Origin of the sequence: Nostoc sp. FACHB-888, from assembly GCF_014696655.1 — a bacterium.
Classification (GTDB): domain Bacteria; phylum Cyanobacteriota; class Cyanobacteriia; order Cyanobacteriales; family Nostocaceae; genus Nostoc.
The window spans coordinates 1-18,024 of the sequence record NZ_JACJQM010000094.1 but is presented as its reverse complement, the minus strand read 5'-3'; the positions used below and the strand labels follow the sequence as shown (position 1 = coordinate 18,024).

Annotated in this window: 12 protein-coding genes and 1 pseudogene; 6 read left to right on the top strand and 7 right to left on the bottom strand. The window is 40.4% G+C overall.

The features are described from left to right. Window positions 1-641 precede the first annotated feature (641 nt). Window positions 642-920, top strand: a complete 279-nt coding sequence (locus H6G26_RS30420; RefSeq protein ID WP_190734194.1) for a hypothetical protein — start codon at window positions 642-644, stop codon at window positions 918-920. A 103-nt stretch (window positions 921-1,023) separates the two neighbouring features. Here H6G26_RS30420 and H6G26_RS30415 read toward each other — a convergent pair whose 3' ends face one another. The 3 genes from H6G26_RS30415 to H6G26_RS30405 form a co-directional block, all read right to left on the bottom strand. Continuing rightward, on the bottom strand, window positions 1,024-1,458 hold the full coding sequence (locus H6G26_RS30415; RefSeq protein WP_190734192.1) for a hypothetical protein: 435 nt from the start codon (window positions 1,456-1,458) through the stop codon (window positions 1,024-1,026). Between the two features lie 217 nt (window positions 1,459-1,675). Beyond that, a complete protein-coding gene (locus H6G26_RS30410; protein ID WP_190734191.1) occupies window positions 1,676-2,692 on the bottom strand; it encodes a hypothetical protein in 1,017 nt (338 codons plus the stop codon). 105 nt (window positions 2,693-2,797) lie between these two features. Further along, the gene (locus H6G26_RS30405; protein WP_190734188.1) at window positions 2,798-2,971 is read right to left on the bottom strand and encodes a hypothetical protein; all 174 of its coding nucleotides are present in this window, start codon (window positions 2,969-2,971) and stop codon (window positions 2,798-2,800) included. A 122-nt stretch (window positions 2,972-3,093) separates the two neighbouring features. Here H6G26_RS30405 and H6G26_RS30400 point away from each other — a divergent pair, with 122 nt between their 5' ends. Continuing rightward, a complete protein-coding gene (locus H6G26_RS30400; RefSeq protein ID WP_190734185.1) occupies window positions 3,094-4,377 on the top strand; it encodes a hypothetical protein in 1,284 nt (427 codons plus the stop codon). Window positions 4,378-4,467: 90 nt separating this feature from the next. Then, window positions 4,468-6,240 carry a tetratricopeptide repeat protein gene (locus tag H6G26_RS30395; RefSeq protein ID WP_190734184.1) on the top strand — a complete coding sequence of 591 codons (1,773 nt, stop codon included), beginning with the start codon at window positions 4,468-4,470 and terminating at the stop codon, window positions 6,238-6,240. A 756-nt stretch (window positions 6,241-6,996) separates the two neighbouring features. Here the strand turns inward: H6G26_RS30395 and H6G26_RS30390 are convergent. Both H6G26_RS30390 and H6G26_RS30385 read right to left on the bottom strand, forming a co-directional pair. Then, window positions 6,997-10,095 carry an Ig-like domain-containing protein gene (locus tag H6G26_RS30390; RefSeq protein WP_190734181.1) on the bottom strand — a complete coding sequence of 1,033 codons (3,099 nt, stop codon included), beginning with the start codon at window positions 10,093-10,095 and terminating at the stop codon, window positions 6,997-6,999. A gap of 42 nt (window positions 10,096-10,137) precedes the next feature. Continuing rightward, window positions 10,138-10,560, bottom strand: coding sequence for a hypothetical protein (locus tag H6G26_RS30385; RefSeq protein WP_190734179.1), 423 nt, complete (start codon window positions 10,558-10,560; stop codon window positions 10,138-10,140). A gap of 826 nt (window positions 10,561-11,386) precedes the next feature. Here H6G26_RS30385 and H6G26_RS30380 point away from each other — a divergent pair. Both H6G26_RS30380 and H6G26_RS30375 read left to right on the top strand, forming a co-directional pair. Then, the gene (locus H6G26_RS30380) at window positions 11,387-11,881 is read left to right on the top strand and encodes a hypothetical protein (RefSeq protein WP_190734177.1); all 495 of its coding nucleotides are present in this window, start codon (window positions 11,387-11,389) and stop codon (window positions 11,879-11,881) included. A gap of 787 nt (window positions 11,882-12,668) precedes the next feature. Then, on the top strand, window positions 12,669-14,240 hold the full coding sequence (locus H6G26_RS30375) for a LamG domain-containing protein (RefSeq protein WP_190734175.1): 1,572 nt from the start codon (window positions 12,669-12,671) through the stop codon (window positions 14,238-14,240). On the opposite strand, the gene H6G26_RS44325 is transcribed toward H6G26_RS30375, so the two are convergent. Beyond that, window positions 14,199-14,375, bottom strand: a complete 177-nt coding sequence (locus H6G26_RS44325) for a type I restriction enzyme endonuclease domain-containing protein (RefSeq protein WP_347242524.1) — start codon at window positions 14,373-14,375, stop codon at window positions 14,199-14,201. The genes H6G26_RS30375 and H6G26_RS44325 overlap by 42 nt on opposite strands. An 837-nt stretch (window positions 14,376-15,212) precedes the next feature. Here H6G26_RS44325 and H6G26_RS30370 point away from each other — a divergent pair. After that, complete coding sequence (locus H6G26_RS30370) at window positions 15,213-16,217, top strand: tyrosine-type recombinase/integrase (RefSeq protein WP_190734173.1); 1,005 nt, start codon at window positions 15,213-15,215, stop codon at window positions 16,215-16,217. A 352-nt stretch (window positions 16,218-16,569) separates the two neighbouring features. On the opposite strand, the pseudogene H6G26_RS30365 reads toward H6G26_RS30370, so the two are convergent. Next, window positions 16,570-17,594: pseudogene (locus tag H6G26_RS30365) on the bottom strand (ISAzo13 family transposase). Window positions 17,595-18,024 lie beyond the last annotated feature (430 nt).

Sequence of the window (18,024 nt, the reverse complement as noted above, 5' to 3'; positions counted from 1 at the left end):
ATTTGTTTTGTTTATCATTCACTCAATTCCTACAATTATTTATGTCATTTTAAAATCTTTCTTAGTTTTTATTAGTAAATAAGATGCGTTCGCCCTGGGTGCATCACACTACGTACAGTTACTTTATTTCTTTTTGTTTCTGTTGACTCAAAAACAGAGTAGGCATCAAAAATTGTTTGGGTTGACATGACGGTAATATATGAATTGAATAACCTGATGATTGATTTACATTACGCGCATAAGCTAAACATAAGTAAAATCAATACCAAGCTAATAAGAGCATATCACTTATCAGCATAGTTAAACTACACTCCGACATAAGGTTCTTTATTTAATTTAAGTGACTATTAAAATAATGACCAATTTACAATACTTTTAGCCGCAAAGGTAATATAAGTGGTGATATAGGCAAGTTACCTTTATACTACACGAGTAATACGCAGATATACTAAACTTATATACAGCAAGTACTCCAGCTTTATTATTTTTGTAAATGACCTTCAAAACCCTACTGCATTTACATCATTCTCTATTTTTAGTTCACACGCACCATATACGCCCAAACTATAAGCCAGCACAGTAAAGCTTACCAGCCGTGCCATAATTAGCCTATTCTTCCTACTTCTTCAAAGAGGTTGATTATGGCAGCAAAAGCAAAGAAAGCGAAAAAGTCCAAAACACCGAAGCAGAATTTAGTTGGAGTTCGCAGAATGCGGGGCGAACCTATTATGTACGATGAGGTGAAAGGAAACTGGAATTTGAAAATAACTCCAACTGCAAAAAAACTAATCAGCGATGCAGCGAAATTACAAAACTGTTCTCCATCAGAATTTATTGAGCGCTGGGCAAGGGCAGAATTAATTAATAATAATCCACCCCAAAAGAAGACAGATGAATTATCTGCCTCTGAGATTCGGTAATTGCGATCGCGCTTTTAGTCAACCGACCCACAGCAAAGCTAGATGCAAGCTATTTCCCTAGCATTCGAGATTGTAATTTATTCCCGTAACGGGAAAAAGTTATTCACTCAAGCTGCAACTCTGGGCCACTTTCACCCATTACAACACCATCAGTTTCTTCGACCCAACGCTTAATCCGCGATCGCAAACCCGGCGCATTAACCCAGGCAGTTTGTTTAATTTTCAATACCCTCAAGAGTTCCTCGTCAGGACTCACCTCCGGTTCGGGAGTTGGGGCAATAGCGATAAACTCTTGCAATGGTTGAATAGTTCCCCCATTCGCAGCTGCATCAAAACTCATGCTCTGGGTGCAAGATGGAGTTACAGAATTCGTCGGGAGTGCGACCTGCGCTCCTTTATCGACTAGCTCTTGAATATTAACCATTACCTGCCGGACATTTTCAAGATTCGCTTCTGGCATCGTTACAAAACAACTGGGCAGAATTGCTTTGATACCGCTAGCCACCTGCTGATTACAGTTCTGCGCGACCTGTTGCATATACTCTAGGAACTCTGGGAATATTGCGACAGTTGTGCGATCGCAAAACTGGAGTGATTTATAGAACGGTTACTAAACGGGCGGCAGAAAGCAATATTTTACTTATCAGAACTTAACTTGAGAGAATCAAGTTTCCGATAACTAAGCTCTAACCTGTTGCCAACCTGGATGCAAGCCATTTCGCCAGCAATTCAATATTTTGAGAAAAATTTGGAATCTAAACAGTGATTAAGTTTTTCGATTTCATTAATTCCACTACAGGGCGTAACTCATAAGGCGGGTCAATCTCGCGGCGGTTGGGGATGGCAACCCGGCAACAAATCTGATTCATAACCACGGGCAAGGTTGCAAAGTCTGTTTCATCGTGGAACACTACCCCAGTGCGACAAGCTTCCTGGAACCATTGCATCATTGCCTCAGTTGTAGTCTCATTTGATGCGTTTTTGGGCGTGGCGGCGCGTTCGCTCTTTATTTGGGCAATTATTTTCATTAGGTAGCTACAAGGCTTTTTAACGCTACCATCACGCGGGTATTTTGCAAGTGCAGCCCGTAGGATGTCAGGGGCAACTTCAGTAATCAGCCGTTGCAACTGTGGGGAGAGCTTGCCTGTTGCGTTCCTCACCTCAGTCATTAGCTGCGTTTGTTCTTCCTCTGGTGATTCTGGCAAGGGCGGCGGTGGACTTGCCTCAGATTCAGACTTCAGAATTTCAAGCTTTTTCGGTTCTGCCTCAGATTCAGATTTCAGAATTTCAAGACTTTTGAAATCAGATTCAGATTTATCTGATCTAAAAGAAAAAGAATCTGAGTCTGATTCTGGTATCTGATCTGAGCCGTCATTGCAAATTGCTACAACGGATTCCCATAACCCTGCCAATCGTTCCCAGTTAAGGCGAATCAGTTTAGTGTGATTGTCAGCACGTAGGTTTTCTGGTGAGTTAATGAGGCGATCGCACAATTTACAAAACTTTTCTCGGATTACATACCCTAACTGTTCAAACTTGCCCACAATAGCCCTAACTTTCCACGGGCTGAATGATGCCCCTGCTGCCTTTTCCCAGTCGCTAAGGCTTGGGTTTAACCAAAAATTACCATCTGTGTCAAAAAAACCATTCCCAGAAACGTGCCAAAGATTTAGCTGTTCTAAAATTAACGCCCCCATTACTGGATCGGTTAGCCGATGTGTTCCTAATTTTTCTGCTACAACGGGGCGAAAAATCAATTCTTGTGTCATCATAAGTTTTAGATTTGATAAAAAACCGCTCCAAGTCAAAGTTTGCAAGACAGGACTTGGGGCGGTTTTATTTTAACTCATAAGTAGGTCACTGTAGAATATTGCGATCTACATTTTTTGGAAAAATTCAGGATCTTCCTTTTCCTTAGCCTCAAGCGCCCTTTCCAGCAACAACAGGCAATGAGACGAGAGCGATCGCCGTTCCTTTTTTGCCCAATAATTTAATTTCTCAATAATTTCTTTGTCTGGGGGATAAATCCCAATCTTGTTGCTGGATGGCATGACAACTAAGCATAGTTTTTTCTAATAAATTCTACCCAATACTTATGCGGTCTATTTTAGAATTTAATAGACTGTGGTAGCATACCAATACTAAGTTAAGGTGTGGCATTTCTGGAGTAAACATGACGCAAGTTCCCCCAAAAATAGAACTAAGAGATGATCGGATTATTATCAGTAATTTGATAATTCGCTTGTTTGAGGCGAGTGATTATCTGCATCAACTGCCAGATTATGAGCGTGAAGCTGCTTGTATTAAAGCATTTGAAATGGGCTTTTTCTGTCTTCAAAGAACTGAAAATCTTAATGATACCCAATTTGTCAAACAACAATTTAATGCTTTATTAAATGAATTATATCAAGCTGTAAATGAAATACCAAACACCATTTCAACGCAATTGGCTAATAAAATTAATACGGGTGATGATCAAATCTTAGCTCCTTTACAGGGTCAAATTAGCCTTACTACAGCAATAATGGATGCACAAATAAAAGCCGTGAGTGATTTTCTAAATCAGGAATTTAATCCTTCACAAGAAACCTCAGTTTTTGGTAGTGCTGTACAGAAAATCCAAAACTTGCTGGATGATAAAAGGTCGGACTCTCTCCAAGGTGTATTTTCGGCAGCGATCGCAAATATAACAGCAGAGAATAGCGTTTTGGCTAAGTCCGTTAAGGCAGTTGTTACAGAAGCAGTAAAACCATTGGCCGATGAGGTGGAAAAGCTTGCACAGCAGGTTCGAGAAAAAGAACTAATTGAATTGACGTTGGAGCAAACGATCGCAAGGGGGGCGAGTTTTGAAGAAGCCGTTGTTGCAGAATTAGAGCCGTGGGCGAAATTATACGGGGCTGAAATTACTCATATTGGAAAGGACAAGCAGCCAGGTGATATTCTTGTTAAATTCACTGCCAACTCAATAGCAAGCGTAGATTTATCATTAGTAATTGAAGTTAGGAATAGAGACTCTGCAAGCTGGGGACGTAAAAGAATTTCTGAGCAATTAACCAAGGCAATGATGAAACGAGAAGCAAATGCGGCCATTTTTTTAAGTCGTAGCCGTGAAGGGTTAGCGCAAGAAATTGGTGGCTGGGGAATAGGAACTTGTGAACAGGGGCAGTGGGTAGCGACTACTCACGAAAGTTTTAGTCTTGCTATCCAATACCTTATTGTCCAGCAGCAATTAGCGTCTCAGCCAACCTATAATCCACAGATAGACTATGTTGTTATCGAAGCACAGGTACAGCAAATTAAATCATCGCTAAATTATCTTACTCAAATAAATAGCTCCTTGACTAAGCTACAAGAGCATTCATCAGATATTAGAGTCAAAGCTAGGGCAATGAGAACTGAGATTCGTAATGCACTTTTATCCATTTCTGAGTCGATTAACAGTAATCCGCGGAGATAATTTTAATCCCCAAGTGGGTGAAAATAACCAGGACACCATTTAATTTGTCAAAGTACAATTTATATTAATTATGAATGACGAATTAAAATCATGTGGTTAGTAGCTATTTTTATCTGTCTTGGTTGGATATTGTCTTTATGTTTGCATGAATTTGGTCATGCACTGCTAGCATATTGGGGTGGCGATACTTCCGTTAAAGATAAGGGATATTTAACCTTAAACCCACTCAAATATACCGAGCCGAGTTTGAGTTTGGTGATCCCATTGTTTTTTCTCCTCATTGGTAGTATCGCTCTGCCTGGAGGAGCAGTTTATATTAACCAAAATCGATTACGCGATCGCAAATGGAAAAGTGCTGTTTCTGCTGCTGGCCCGATTGCGAATGTGATTTTAGCTTGCTTGCTGGCCCTGCCTTTTCAATTGGGCTGGTATTCCTTGAGGCTACAAAGTCAAAATTCGGTTTTATTTCTTTTTATTATTTCACTAGCTTATATAATTTCTCTGAATACATATATAGTTTTAATTAATTTATTACCTATTCCTGGCCTTGATGGCTATGGAATTATTGAGCCTTGGTTGCCAAAACCAATTCAACAGCAATTTAACAAGTTTAGGAAATATGGAATTTTGGTGCTGATTGGTCTGTTATGGTTTGCTAGACCTTTCAATAGATTTTTATGGGATTTGACTAACGGAATTAATCAATTTTTGGGTGTTCCTCTGGACTTAGCCTCTATAGCTGGTGGGATATTTAGCCAGTCTTCACAGTATTTAGTTCTAGGAATAATTTTGCTGTTATGGATATTTAGAGATAAAAACCAAGATTTACAGCGCCAAGGCGATCAGCTATTTTCTTCGCAAAAATACGAGCAGGCCATCACCTGCTATGACAAAGTTGTTAAAAAGCAACCTAAAAATGCTGATGCTTGGTATTGGCGAGGCTATGCGCTTTATTTTTTAAATAAGCATGAGGAAGCGATCGCCTCCTTTGACCAAGCTATTCAAATTCAACCAGACTACGCTAAGGCTTGGTTTCGGCGTGGTTATTCGCTTTATTGCTTACAAAGATATGCAGAGGCAATTACTGCCTACGAAAAAGCACTCTTAACTAAATCTGATGATCCAGAAATTTGGTATTACCGAGGGATTGTTCTTAAAGATTTAGAAAAATACGAAGAAGCTTTAGCAGCATACGACCAAGCGATCACCATCCAGTCAGATTTCTACCAAGCTTGGTCTAATCAAGCCGAAATTCTGGCTTTATTACAGCGTTATGATAGAGCGATCACTGTGTATGACAAAGTAATTGCAATTAGACCAGATGACAGCAATACTTGGTGGTTACGAGGAAAAGCCTTAGCAATACAGCAAGATTATCAAGCAGCTGTAGACTCTTATGAACGAGCAATCGCTATCTATTCTGACTTTTATGGTTTTTGGCTAGCTCGTGGCAATGCACTTTATTACTTACATCGGTATGAAGATGCAATCACCTCTTATGACAAAGTTATTCAACTCAAATCAGATAATACCGACGCTTGGAATTATAAAGGTGTCGCTTTAATGGAATTACAAAGATATGAAGAAGCGTTAGTTGTCTACAACAAAGCAATTGAAATCAAGTCGGACTATCCTGATTACTGGTACAACAAAGCCTGTTGTTATGCGCTGCAAAGTAATGTAGCTTTGGCAATTCAAAATTTACAACAATCAATAAAATGTGAACCAGATAGATTTTGGAAACTTGCTAAAACTGATCCAGACTTTGATGAAATTCGGGAACATCCACTTTTCAAAAGTTTAGTTGGTAATGTTTTTGGCGAAAGATTTAAAGCGCAGAATATTTCTAAAGAGGATAGTTAAGGAATTTACCGCTTCTGAAGAGAGACTATATAGCCTATAAGCTCCCTGTGCTGCTTCTAAGCTTAACGGTAGAGAGTTCAAGCTTTATACTCTTGATGACATTAGTTTCCACAGCAGCCAATAAAATGTCATTGTACAGATTTTTCCAAAACTTGAGCTTATTTCTCAGTACAAATTTTCCCAACCTTGGGAAAATGATAAATTGGACAAGGGGTTAGAGGCGATGCCGACCTAACAGTGCGTCTCCAAGAGTTGGCAGCAAGCGGGAGCAGGAGGTTAACTATCGGGACTTAGACAAAAATCAAGCCCAAATGTAACCCAAACTAGCTTTATAAGCAGCAAACACATTACGATTCAAGTTCAACCAATCAATAAAAGTTTTGTTTAACTCTCGTTAACGGGACTTAGGCAAAAAGTAGCCTGAAAAACCTATCAAACGTAGATACAGAAAGACTTTGACATCGCTTTGCTTAGTTTATTGATATATCTAGGTTTCAAGCATTTTTGAGCCTTCAATGTATTTTCCTTGCCCTGTATAGGTTTGAGGCTTGTTTCTGCCTCAAAAATGTTTAAGTCCCGTTAATGCAAAGATTCATCTTCAATTAATTCATCAATTCACAAAACCTGTGATCGCACAGTTTTCCAAATGAATCGTACAATTGCACATCCCTATGGAAAAAAAATTCCTTGAACAACTTATCAAAGATAGGCTGTTCAAGGAACCGCAACTAATTGATTAGGTTTTTAGATCATTTTTCAGGCAAGATTTAAAGGACTACCAGAGGCGATCGCCTGCTGCTGGAGATCAAGAACTGAAGGAACAGATAATCCTGTTTCAACACCAGAAGTCATCAACCCAGCGAGGTTGCTACGACTTGCGGCTCCATTTAGTAGTGATATTCCTAAGCTTTCTAAATCAACAAATGAGTTGCGGGTGATGGAACTAGTTTCTACCCACTTGAGGCTGGCAAGTAAATCTCCGGTAGAGGCAATACTGATATGAGTGGAGAACTCATTGCCCTGCTGGTTTTTGGTGATGGACAGTTGATCGAAGCTCAAACCACCAATAAGACCAAGGTGATCGTTGCTTTGGAACTGGTTAATCGTGGTCGAACCAGCGCCAGAAGCAAGAACAAATAAATCGCTACCGCTACCACTATAAATGGTGTTATCGCCAGCACCTGCTGCAATTAAGTTGTTACCTTCTGTAGCATAAATGACATCATCTCCCGCACCTGTAAATATCCAGTCGCTGCCGGAACCTGCATAGACGATATCGTTACCAGAACCTGTGCCAATCAGATTGTTACCTTCTACGGCGTAGATTTGGTTTTTACCATTGCCTGCGTCAATAATGTCACGACCGGAGCCTCCATAGATGACATCATTTCCAGAACCTGCGGTAACTACGTTATTATCTTCGCCTGTATAGAAGGTGTTGTTACCTTCTAAGTCTGTGAGGGTATCGTCACCAAGACCAGCATCGAGGGAATCATCTCCTAAACCACCTTCGAGGATATCGTTGCCATTGCCGCCCAAGAGTCGGTCGTTGCCAGGAGTGCCGATGAGGGTATCGTTGCCATTGCCGCCATTTTCGATTTTCCCGACTGCGACGGTCACCTCTGCGGTGGATGTTGCACCGTTTCCATCGGAGAGGGTATATTGAAAGCTGTCAATAAACCCGATACTGGGATCTGATTGGGTAGCTGGGGTATAAACGAGGAAATCGTCGGTGGTGTCGCCGGATGTACCGTTGTCATTCAGAGTAACCATTCCATTACTGCCCTGAGTGAAGCTCTTGATGGCTAAGGCATCACCATCTGAGTCACTGTCATTGATTAACACAGGTACGTTCACTGCCGTGTTTTGTTGGGTGGTTGCTATATCATCTTGGGTGATCGGAGTTTTATTGATCGGTGTTGTATTGATCGGTGTCTTAATGGCTGCGATCAGCGTATCGACCACCTCAGAAGCATTAGCCGCGTTAAAAGTCTTGCCGCCGGTTGCAGCGGCGAGGCTTTCAAAATCGGCGGTCGTGGTCGGGTCGTTGCCAATCAGAACAGTGAAGATTTCGACCGGAATTATAACTGGAGCGCCGTCGGTATCCATTGCCGTCACAGCGAACCGCGTCACGGCAAGGCCGCTTGCGACGCTACTAGTTTCGATATCGCCTGCGATCGACATTGACATGAGGCTGTTGCTGGAGAAAGAAGTTCCAACATTGGATGCAAGCTCAAGTACCTGTGCGCGAAGATCAGTGTCGTTGGGCGGCGCGTCGCCGAACAGGATGATCCGCCGAGCGACCGCTTCTTCTCGCCACTCTCCGGCACCACCAGAGAGCGCGCGGATCAGTCCGGCATTTACCGCCTCGGGAAAGTCGCCACCACCGCCGACCGAGATGCTGTTGATCGCGTTGAGAGCTGCGGTCTTTCGATCATCGATCTTTGGCTGATCGGTGAAGGAAAGGAAAGTATTTGTTGCAGGATCGTTGTATCCGACCACAGCGATCCGAGAATTAAGAAAGCCACGCTCGCTATCGAAGATCGCATCGATGATGTTACTGGCGCTGGCTTTGATCGCGTCGATGTCATCGAACATGCTGCCAGTTGTGTCTATGACGAAGGCGATGTCCTGCCCTGACGCAAGGTTGATTGATTTGTCCGAAAATTTCGCAATGTCAACACCCTTGAGCGTATCAGAATCATCTCGACCTGCGACTTTATCCGAGATCCGAATTGAGTCATCTGGTAAAAATTCAATATCATACTCGGACAGTGCGCCTCCGTAAACGGCAGTATCCGTTCCTTGAAAGAGTCCGAACAGAAAAGAACCGCCTTCTATAGTGTCATTGCCAGCACCACCGACGAAAATATCGTCGCCAAGATCGCCATCAAGGTTATCGTTACCCTCGCCGCCAAGTATTCGATCGTCTCGATCTGAGCCTTTGACGGTATCATTTCCATTACCAGCAATCAAGACAAGTCCGTTGCCTCTAAAAGGAGCAAGTAGTGGAGCTTCATTGAGTCCAAATGGTGGAGGCTTGCTGATAAAGTCAATATTTGAGGCGATAAGATTATCGGCATCTGGAGATCCATAAATAATGGGTTTATTCCCATCTAAAAATTTCGTTACACCATCGTCAAATAATCCATCTACGAAATCATCCTGACCCAACGCAATTTTAGCTATTGCTTCTGGAATAGAAACAAACCAATCAGCGCTTCTAGTGAGGTCGTCAGCAAAATCTTGTGAGGTGTAGGTAGTTCTGGGAATTAATTCAAAATCGCGGAAATCAATATTAACTATTCGACCGATCCCCCAAGGATCTACATACGGTTTGGCAACTATGTTAGCTATTTTCGTAAAGCCATCATTCGAACCTACATCGAAATTTTCGTTAACAGTTAGCCGAGGAAAAGCGGCAAAATTTTCTATTCTTTTACTACCATCAGCTTCAACAATAAATACTGCATCTTCAGAAATTGAAAACTCCATCGAGTTATATACCCAAACTCGATCAAAATAATCATCAATATCATCCTCCCAGTTGTACTGTTGCATCTCCCAACTAAATTTACCCAATCCAGCAATTACTCCTAGTTCTGCTTTGGTATATGTGCCAGGAGGAACTGTTGGCGACGTTAAAAAGGGAGCAAAAAATCTTTGTACTAGAGTAAACTGACTTCCAACAGCAAATCTGCCAGCACCTGTTGCCATAAACTCTACTACACCTACTTCAACCGTTGTAGTAGCATCTTTAGGGCGAATCAAACTCTCATCTGCAAGATTTGTTGGAGTGGTTAATTGTCCGTATAAATATTGATTTGTTATGTTGTTTACATTTAGTTGAACCATAATTTTTCTCCGATACTTTTTGTTTCAGGTTTGAGGAATTGCTCATGGAAGACCACCGCAGTTCCCCGAGTAGTTTTCAAGGCGAGTTTCTACTGTTTCGATCTTGCCGTTTTTATTCAAATAACGTGCATGGAAATTAATCACTACAATATCGCCCGAATTATATCCAAGAATGCGATCGAGAAATTTTTCAGGAGAAACTTCATAAGGTCCGCCAGGATTGACGGAACAGCATTCTGGATACAATGCTATATATTCATCAAAGCTTTTATACTTGATGTGCTTGGGAACTGGGAAGTTTTCTATCGGTAATATATTGCGGCTATTTTGGTAATCAAATTCTGCTCTAATTTTTTCTTCATTACTTAGGTAACGTTTTTCTGCAAAACAGAAGCCAGAATAGTTTAAACCAAAATAAACAAAAAGAATTAGCAGCACGCCACCAACAAATAAAAACCTTTTCAAGATCAGACCTCAATGCTTGTGAGCCTCAGTTATTTTCACTATTTTCGGTCGATGTATATAATTTTTTAGCGATTGATTTTTCCTCAATGTAAACGACTCGTATTTATTACCTGTATAAACCCATTTGAAAATATCACATTGGTAAATTTTCTTACTTACTTGCTTGATCCGAGTCATTGAAAAGTCATAATATCTTTTGTAACATCTCGCTGGGTTCTCGTATACAATTTTAAAATCTGTTCATCGAAACTTTAAAATTAATTTAATTCCTAAGAGTTTTTACACAATAATCTTCAGTCAATGAGAATATTACAGAATATGGTTTATAAACAATTCATCAAGTTACTAGTACAGCGCGGCGTAAGTGAACCGAGTATTATATGGGATAATTAAGCCAGTAGATGGAAAGCCAGCAATTCTCATTTTGAAAATAAAACAAAAAAAATCTCTATTAAAACGAGAAAACTTTTGTGGAGTTATCATTCTTTTAACAGAGCATCATCATTCAACGCTGAAGATAGTAAGATGTCCGGTAGTGGAATCATCGCTTGTTATCATCTGTTTAAATTAGAGTTTAGAAACAATATACTAGCGTTCGCTCACTACTCCCTAACAAGTCTTTTAATTTCAAGCCAATAGGGAGATGAGAAAATCTACCTTGCGGCTAAAATCAAGTTGAATCATTCCAAATTTATTGCTATGTTTTTCCAAGTCAGATAAATCTTTAAGGTACATAATCTTGTTTTTAACTAAATCTCTTGTTACAAAATAATTATGATAGTAATCTACTATAAATGGAGTTCAACATAGTTAGGGGTATACTGCTATGTGGTTTTGGGAAAAGGAATCGGTTGAGTACGAGGTATTTAAAAAATATGAACCAGCGCTGGTAACTATCGGTGTTAATTTTGCAGATGCTGAAGTCCAAGATGCACTTGAAGGTTGTTCTTATGACTTAGAGGATGCCTTGCGATCTGCAATTGAATATGCTCTGTGGCTGAGTGAACACGAGAAAGAGATTTTCTCCAACGCCTTATTAATCCGTGCGCTACAGGATAATTGGAAGCCTAAAGCATGGCGTGATGAATATTTAGAACTGCCTATGTTTGAATCGCCTGGGCAACGCTGGTGGAATGCGGCAGAAAAAATGTGGGGACGCGATGTGCGGAATCAGTTGGTTGTTGATGTATTTTTTGATGGTGGGAGAGAATTTATCAAATTCACCAACGGTAAAGAGATCCTAGTAAAAACTGCATGGGTCTGGGGGTGGGAACGATTGCTGGAATATGCCAGCCCAGTACCTGTTTCATCAATATGGTAATTTAATTGATATAAGGATTTACAAGTGTGCGATTCATGAAGCTGAATTTATCGCACCGTAGACGATCGCTTCACCGCAGCTATCCCAAAGGTAATGCTAAAAATCAGCAATCAAGTTGGCACTACTTGGAGTAGCCCTCAAGCCTTGTACAGACTGGTGTATAGAGAGGTATAGATATTTGCCATGAGAGTAAAAAATCTAATTACGGTAGTTTAAGAATTCGTATGCAGATTTTTGTAATAAATTTAAATTCCTGCAAAAAATTTGAGTTTTGGGCTGATATCAAAATGTAAGTAGTTCAAGAGATAAATATGGCAACCTTATCTAATCCCACACTGTCAATCGATCTCCTTACTGGTTCAGAGCCTAATGTTACTGCAACGGTCAAAGCTCCCTAGCAGTAGGCTCGACTGCTCAGAGTATAGTTACTTTACCTAAAAATTGTAGTAAAAAGCACTTACTCATTATTGGCGGGATGATTTTAAAATTGCTTTAAAATGCTGTAACCAAGGCTGAGTCAGAATAAAAGAAATATTTTTTGAAAGAAATTATTTTTTTTAGTTAAGTACTATCTAAAATCTATACATACTGCTAATATCAAGTTGTCACACTCATAATACACTCGGCAACACAACTAATTCTTTGAAACTATAGAGCTTCAAACTATGGCTCCAGTATCTAATACTGGTGTATTTGTCTTGTGCGTCTAGGTAGTTTGGAAAAATCAACATCCTCAATAGCGAAACTCTACAGTTCATCTTTGTTTGTTTTTAATGGAGATTAAGGTATGCAATTTATCAAACGGTTTGGGAAGCAGCTAGGTTTTGTGGTTTTAATGGGTTCCGCGATGGTTTCGGTATCCTCAGTGATTGCACAAGTACCCCCACGCGAAACAACACCAATTACAATAAATATGGATGTGATTATCGATTCGGCTTACTTACAAAAGCAATTTCCAGGCGATACAACACTTATATTATTAAGTATTGGTGGAATCCATCGAACAAAAATTGACGAGTCTAAGATTGGTGACCTTGGTGGTACCAATATTTTTTTCAATCCATTTATAACTCCTTACGGTAACAGTCGTCAGGATTTACTTCCGATAGCATCTCAGCTTGACCCTCCTGTTGCGAGAAGCATCACTAGTAAGAGTTTTACGGGTAGCGAAATAATTGGTACATTCTCAGATACGGATAACACTAAAGATTTAATATTTGGTATTTCTCCTAATGCGTTTAATCCTCCCGCGCTTAAGTTAAATGAGTCCACTAATTACGGACGTTGTGCTTTTCAAAGTTGTGTGTTGTTTCACTACGGGTATGAACTGACAGTTGAATCAATCGGAAAACTAAATCCTGGATTCGACAGATCATTTTTTACCTTGGTAAACAACGGACGTACTCGTAGTTTCTCTCAACGCAATCCAATGGCGTCTCCTGAAATAGAACTAAGAGGAGCTATACCTCAAGAAGATACTCCTGATGAATTTTTGGTAGTTTTCAGCGAACAGAGAAATCCTGAACGACCAGGTGTGGCTATAGTTAACTGGACTGAATTCCCAATCAAGCGCGGTCAAACTCCGACAATACGCTTCACCAATACTGCGTCAAACTTTGATTCAGTAACCGTATCTAACACTAGAGTTCTGCGGAGTGCTACTAAGATACCATTAGAACAGCTAACCGCTACAGATTTACCACCAACACCAGAAGTAGGGTTCGTAGAGTTTCCAGAAGCTAATGGCATCGTACTTCCAGGCCAAACCAGAGATCCAGTCACGCTTACAGGTATTCCGGTTATAGGAACACCTATTTTAGATACCATCGCATCCTTTAATGGTACAAGCGACTTTCTTGAAATCCCCAAGAACGAGAACCTAAACTTTGGCACGGGAGACTTGAGCATTTCTGCCTGGGTCAAAACGACTAGTACTAGCGGACTTGAAGTCATTTTAGACAAACGAGTTGAGACAACAGGGCCAGTACAAGGGTATTCGCTGTCTAACTCGAATGGTAATTTGTTGCTTCAATTAGCAGATGGAGTGGGAAATCAATTTACAAACTATGTAAGTAATATCTCAATCGCCGATGGCAATTGGCACCATGTAGCGGTGACTGTAGACCGCGACCAACCGGATGGCGGTCGTTGGTATCTTGATGGAGTAGAAATCGTTGGCGAGCGATTTAATCCAACAAGAAGAGGTTCTCTTTCTAACTCCAAACCCTTAGTCATTGGGAGACGCTCTGATAATCCAGGTTGGCCAGGCTTTTTTAATGGTCAAATAGGCTTTGTCCGACTTGACAAACGGGTATTGTCATCTCAAGAAATTAAAGCAATTGCCGCTAAGAAACCGTAAATAGATTCGCCATAAGTCACGAGCAATGCAAGTAAGTATTTTATCGCCTAATGCTTGCACAGAAGTGTTATTTAAATGCAGGGCATCATAAAAAGCTAATTCATCCTCAGTTGAGCGTAAGTATAAACTGAGGATGAATTAGCTTTACAGATTTATTTTTAAGTAATTATAGTTTGACTAAATGGCAGTGTAATCTTCATTTAAATTCCTAAACTTTTGGTGATCATGTTCGGGGATGCTCCCAGTTGAGCGATGTCTACTTTTTGGAGCTACGCCGGAGCAAGCAGTGAATTTGTAGTGCCACGCGATTGCTAATCATAGATTTATTCAATGTAGTTGACTAAATCAGCATTAAAAATCCAATAGATAAAACAGCAAGGAGAAATGAAGACAGCGATCGCTTTCCCAAAACGGGAAAAATTCGTGCCTGCGCTACTCTCCATAAAAGAGGGTTTTTTGATTGGGGCGATCGCTTTTCAAGAGAGCTGAACTGATGATATCAATCATGATATCAATGCCCCTACCAAGATATATATGAATGCGGGGCTTTTGTTTGGCTGAATTTAGCGCAACAAGAACACTTCACTACCTGTAGTGCTAACTTTGGCTGAATGTAGCACTACAAGGAGCAATATATTCCATTATGCTTGCGGTGAATTGCTTTCCACAAGCACGAAAAGCTTGTGGATAGGGCAGTATAAGCCAGTGTTATGAATAAACGTGGAAAGGCTGATTCTGCCGTGTTGGGGATTGATAAGCTTTGCTTAATTGTTGATTGAGAAAACTGGAAAGCGCTGACTGCGGGGGGATTGTTAATTGCTAAAATAACAATTCGTATTAAACAAGAATGTTCGACATCATGAACCATATCTAACTGATTGTCACGATCGGTATTGACATGGCATCAGGCGCTATTGCAAAGTTGCGATAATGCAGGTTTGAGCAACTGTACACAGCCGAAGGATATTATGGATGGATACAACTATCACCTCTGAGGGGGAAATCCTTTCTCAAGATAATACGCTTGTACCGCTGGACTCAGCGACGTTATCCACAGCACCGGATGTGATGGCGCGGTTGTTGTTGGGGAAGCGATCTCCTAATACTCAGAGAGCCTATGCCAGAGATTTGCAGGATTTTTTCGATCATGTTGCCCATCAGCCGCCCACGCCTTCTTTGGTAGCACAGTTCCTGAAGTTAGAGCAAGGGCAGGCGATTAATGTTGTCAGTCAGTATAAAGAAAGCCTGATGAATAAAGGACTATCGGAGGCGACTGTTAACCGGAGGTTGTCTGCAATCAAGTCTTTGGTGCAGGTAGGTAGGGTGTTAGGGGTGTGTAATTTTGTGCTGGATGATGTCAGTGCAGAAAAAATCAAGGCTTATCGGGATACCAGTGGTGTAGCACCGGAGGCGATCGGCAGCATGATGAAGCTGATTGACACTAATACTGTCACCGGCAAGCGTGATTATGCGATTATGCGGCTGTTGTGGGACAATGCGCTGCGGCGGAATGAGATATGTCAACTTAATATCGGCGACTTTAACGCCAGCGGTGGCACTATCGCTATCTTGGGCAAGGGTCGGGGGACGCAAAAGGAAACTATCAAACTCAGCCGCAAAACCATAGCGGCGATTGCTGACTGGTTGATTGCCAGCAGACGCACTAACGCTAAATCAAATGAGCCTCTGTTTGTGGCACTGGTTGAACATTTTAAGGGGAAGCGGTTGACTGGGGAATTTATCCGCAAGTTGGTGGATACTTTGGCACAACAAGCTGGCATTCCTAAGAAGATGTCGCCGCACCGCATTCGGCATAGTGCGATTACTAAGGCCACTGAAGTTTTTGAGGGCGATTACCAAAAGGTGCAAAAGTTTAGCAGGCACGCCAATATTAATACTGTTCTGAAGTACGACGATAACCGCAAAAAACAGGAGTTTCAAGCTACTATTACTGATACGCTTGCAGACCTGTTTTGAGTCAGTCTAAAAAAGAGTTATGTGTTTGCAACCCTTGAGAGGATGGGATATATCCAAGAGTAGTGAACAATTCAATCAAGTCCCGCAATTTAGTAGCGATATTTATGCAGTAGGAATTATTGCTATTCAAGCTTTAAGGGACTTCCAAAGAATAAATTATTCCAAGAAAAACAAGAGACAGGTTTTCTCAAGAATGATAATCATTTTAAGGGGGAGAAAAGGGGTTGCCGAGGGCAACCCCTTTTCTCCCCACTCATCTATGCATGAAGAATCTATACACTTGTCGTCTGCTTTGAAGTTAAACAGTGTAAAATTAGTATGTTTTGTAGCTAAATAAATGCTGTTATTAAAATCAAATAACTTTTGTCTTACTACAACAAATATCAATAAACCAATTACCTAAATTTTGGAAAACTTCATGATTAGAATCGGTTAGCCGCTCAATCTGTTTTTCAATTTGAGCCATAGCTTTTTTTGTAAGCTTTACCCCATTCTCATAAGTTTCGTGTACTAGCTTAACTACTGGATGAGAACCTTTCCATTTCATAGTACTAGCAAACTTTAAAGCCGTCTCAACTTCATCTAAAATGCTGCCATTCCAATGATTCTCTAGTATTGCCCATGTCCTTTCTATCGGATTATATTTACTATGATATGGAGGATAGTAAGCTAAACGTATATTTAGTTGATACTTGTGAGCAAACTCTACTATACGTTTCATAAATTGGGTACGCCGAGAGCTATTCTGCGGACCATTATCTTGATTGAGAAGTAATGTTTTAATTTGCGAAAAGCGATGTTTTTCTCCTAACCAAAAATCTTCTAAAACATCAACAATAAAATCACTGGTAACTTTTGATTCTGTAAAGTACAAAAATAGCTCATCAAGCTCTGGAAGGAATATACCATAAGGAGTTACAGTTGTTTTTGGATTATAATCATGGTCATCAGCTTTCGCTCCATCCCTGCTTTTACCCCCTCGATCAAATGAGCCAATCTTAACTCGGGCTTTTCCGTCCATGCTGAGACGTAAAACACTCTTATCTTCCGAAGCGTCTTTGTTTACTATGTCTAGTTGCTCAAAGATTGCATCAGTTTGTGGGATTTTTTTTGAGGTTGAACTTTCTTTACCCTTCTGAGCTTGTAACCTAAATTATTTAATTTGACTCGAATTGTTTCTGATGTATGTAACTTTTCATCGCTATAACCATATTTTTCAATTAATTGCTTTCTGACTTCGGCTGCACTGAGTCTACTATATAGTCTTTGACTTTTAAAACTAGGATCAGTTTGACTTTGCGAATCTACTATATTTTTTATATCTTCTAAAAGATTTGGCAAGTGTTCTTCTGCTTTATAACGTCCTTTGCCACTCATGTTATCAACACAAGTAATACCACTTTCTAATTCTCTTATTCCTTTCCTAATAGTATCTCGATTCCATCCTAATTCTGATTGTGCAAGCCTTTGCCCTCCTAAACCTAAGCCCTGAACTGTCTGTGCCATAAATTTGCGTTTTGCTGCACCTTTTAATTGAAATGCAGTTTCAATCAACAACTTTTTGAGGGAATCAGTTAATACTATGGCCATCAGTTACCACACTCAAAAACAAGCGTCATTATTTAAATTACTACAAAAGGGGAATGAAGGGGCTGCCGACGGCAGCCCCTTCATTCCCCTCTAAAATGATTATCATTATTGGTAATGGAATAGTTTATTTTCTGGAAGTCCCTTAAGCATAACTAGCTTCACACGTTACGAATAATCCAGTCAGAAGCGAAGGCAGAATCAGTTTTGTAGCTATGAT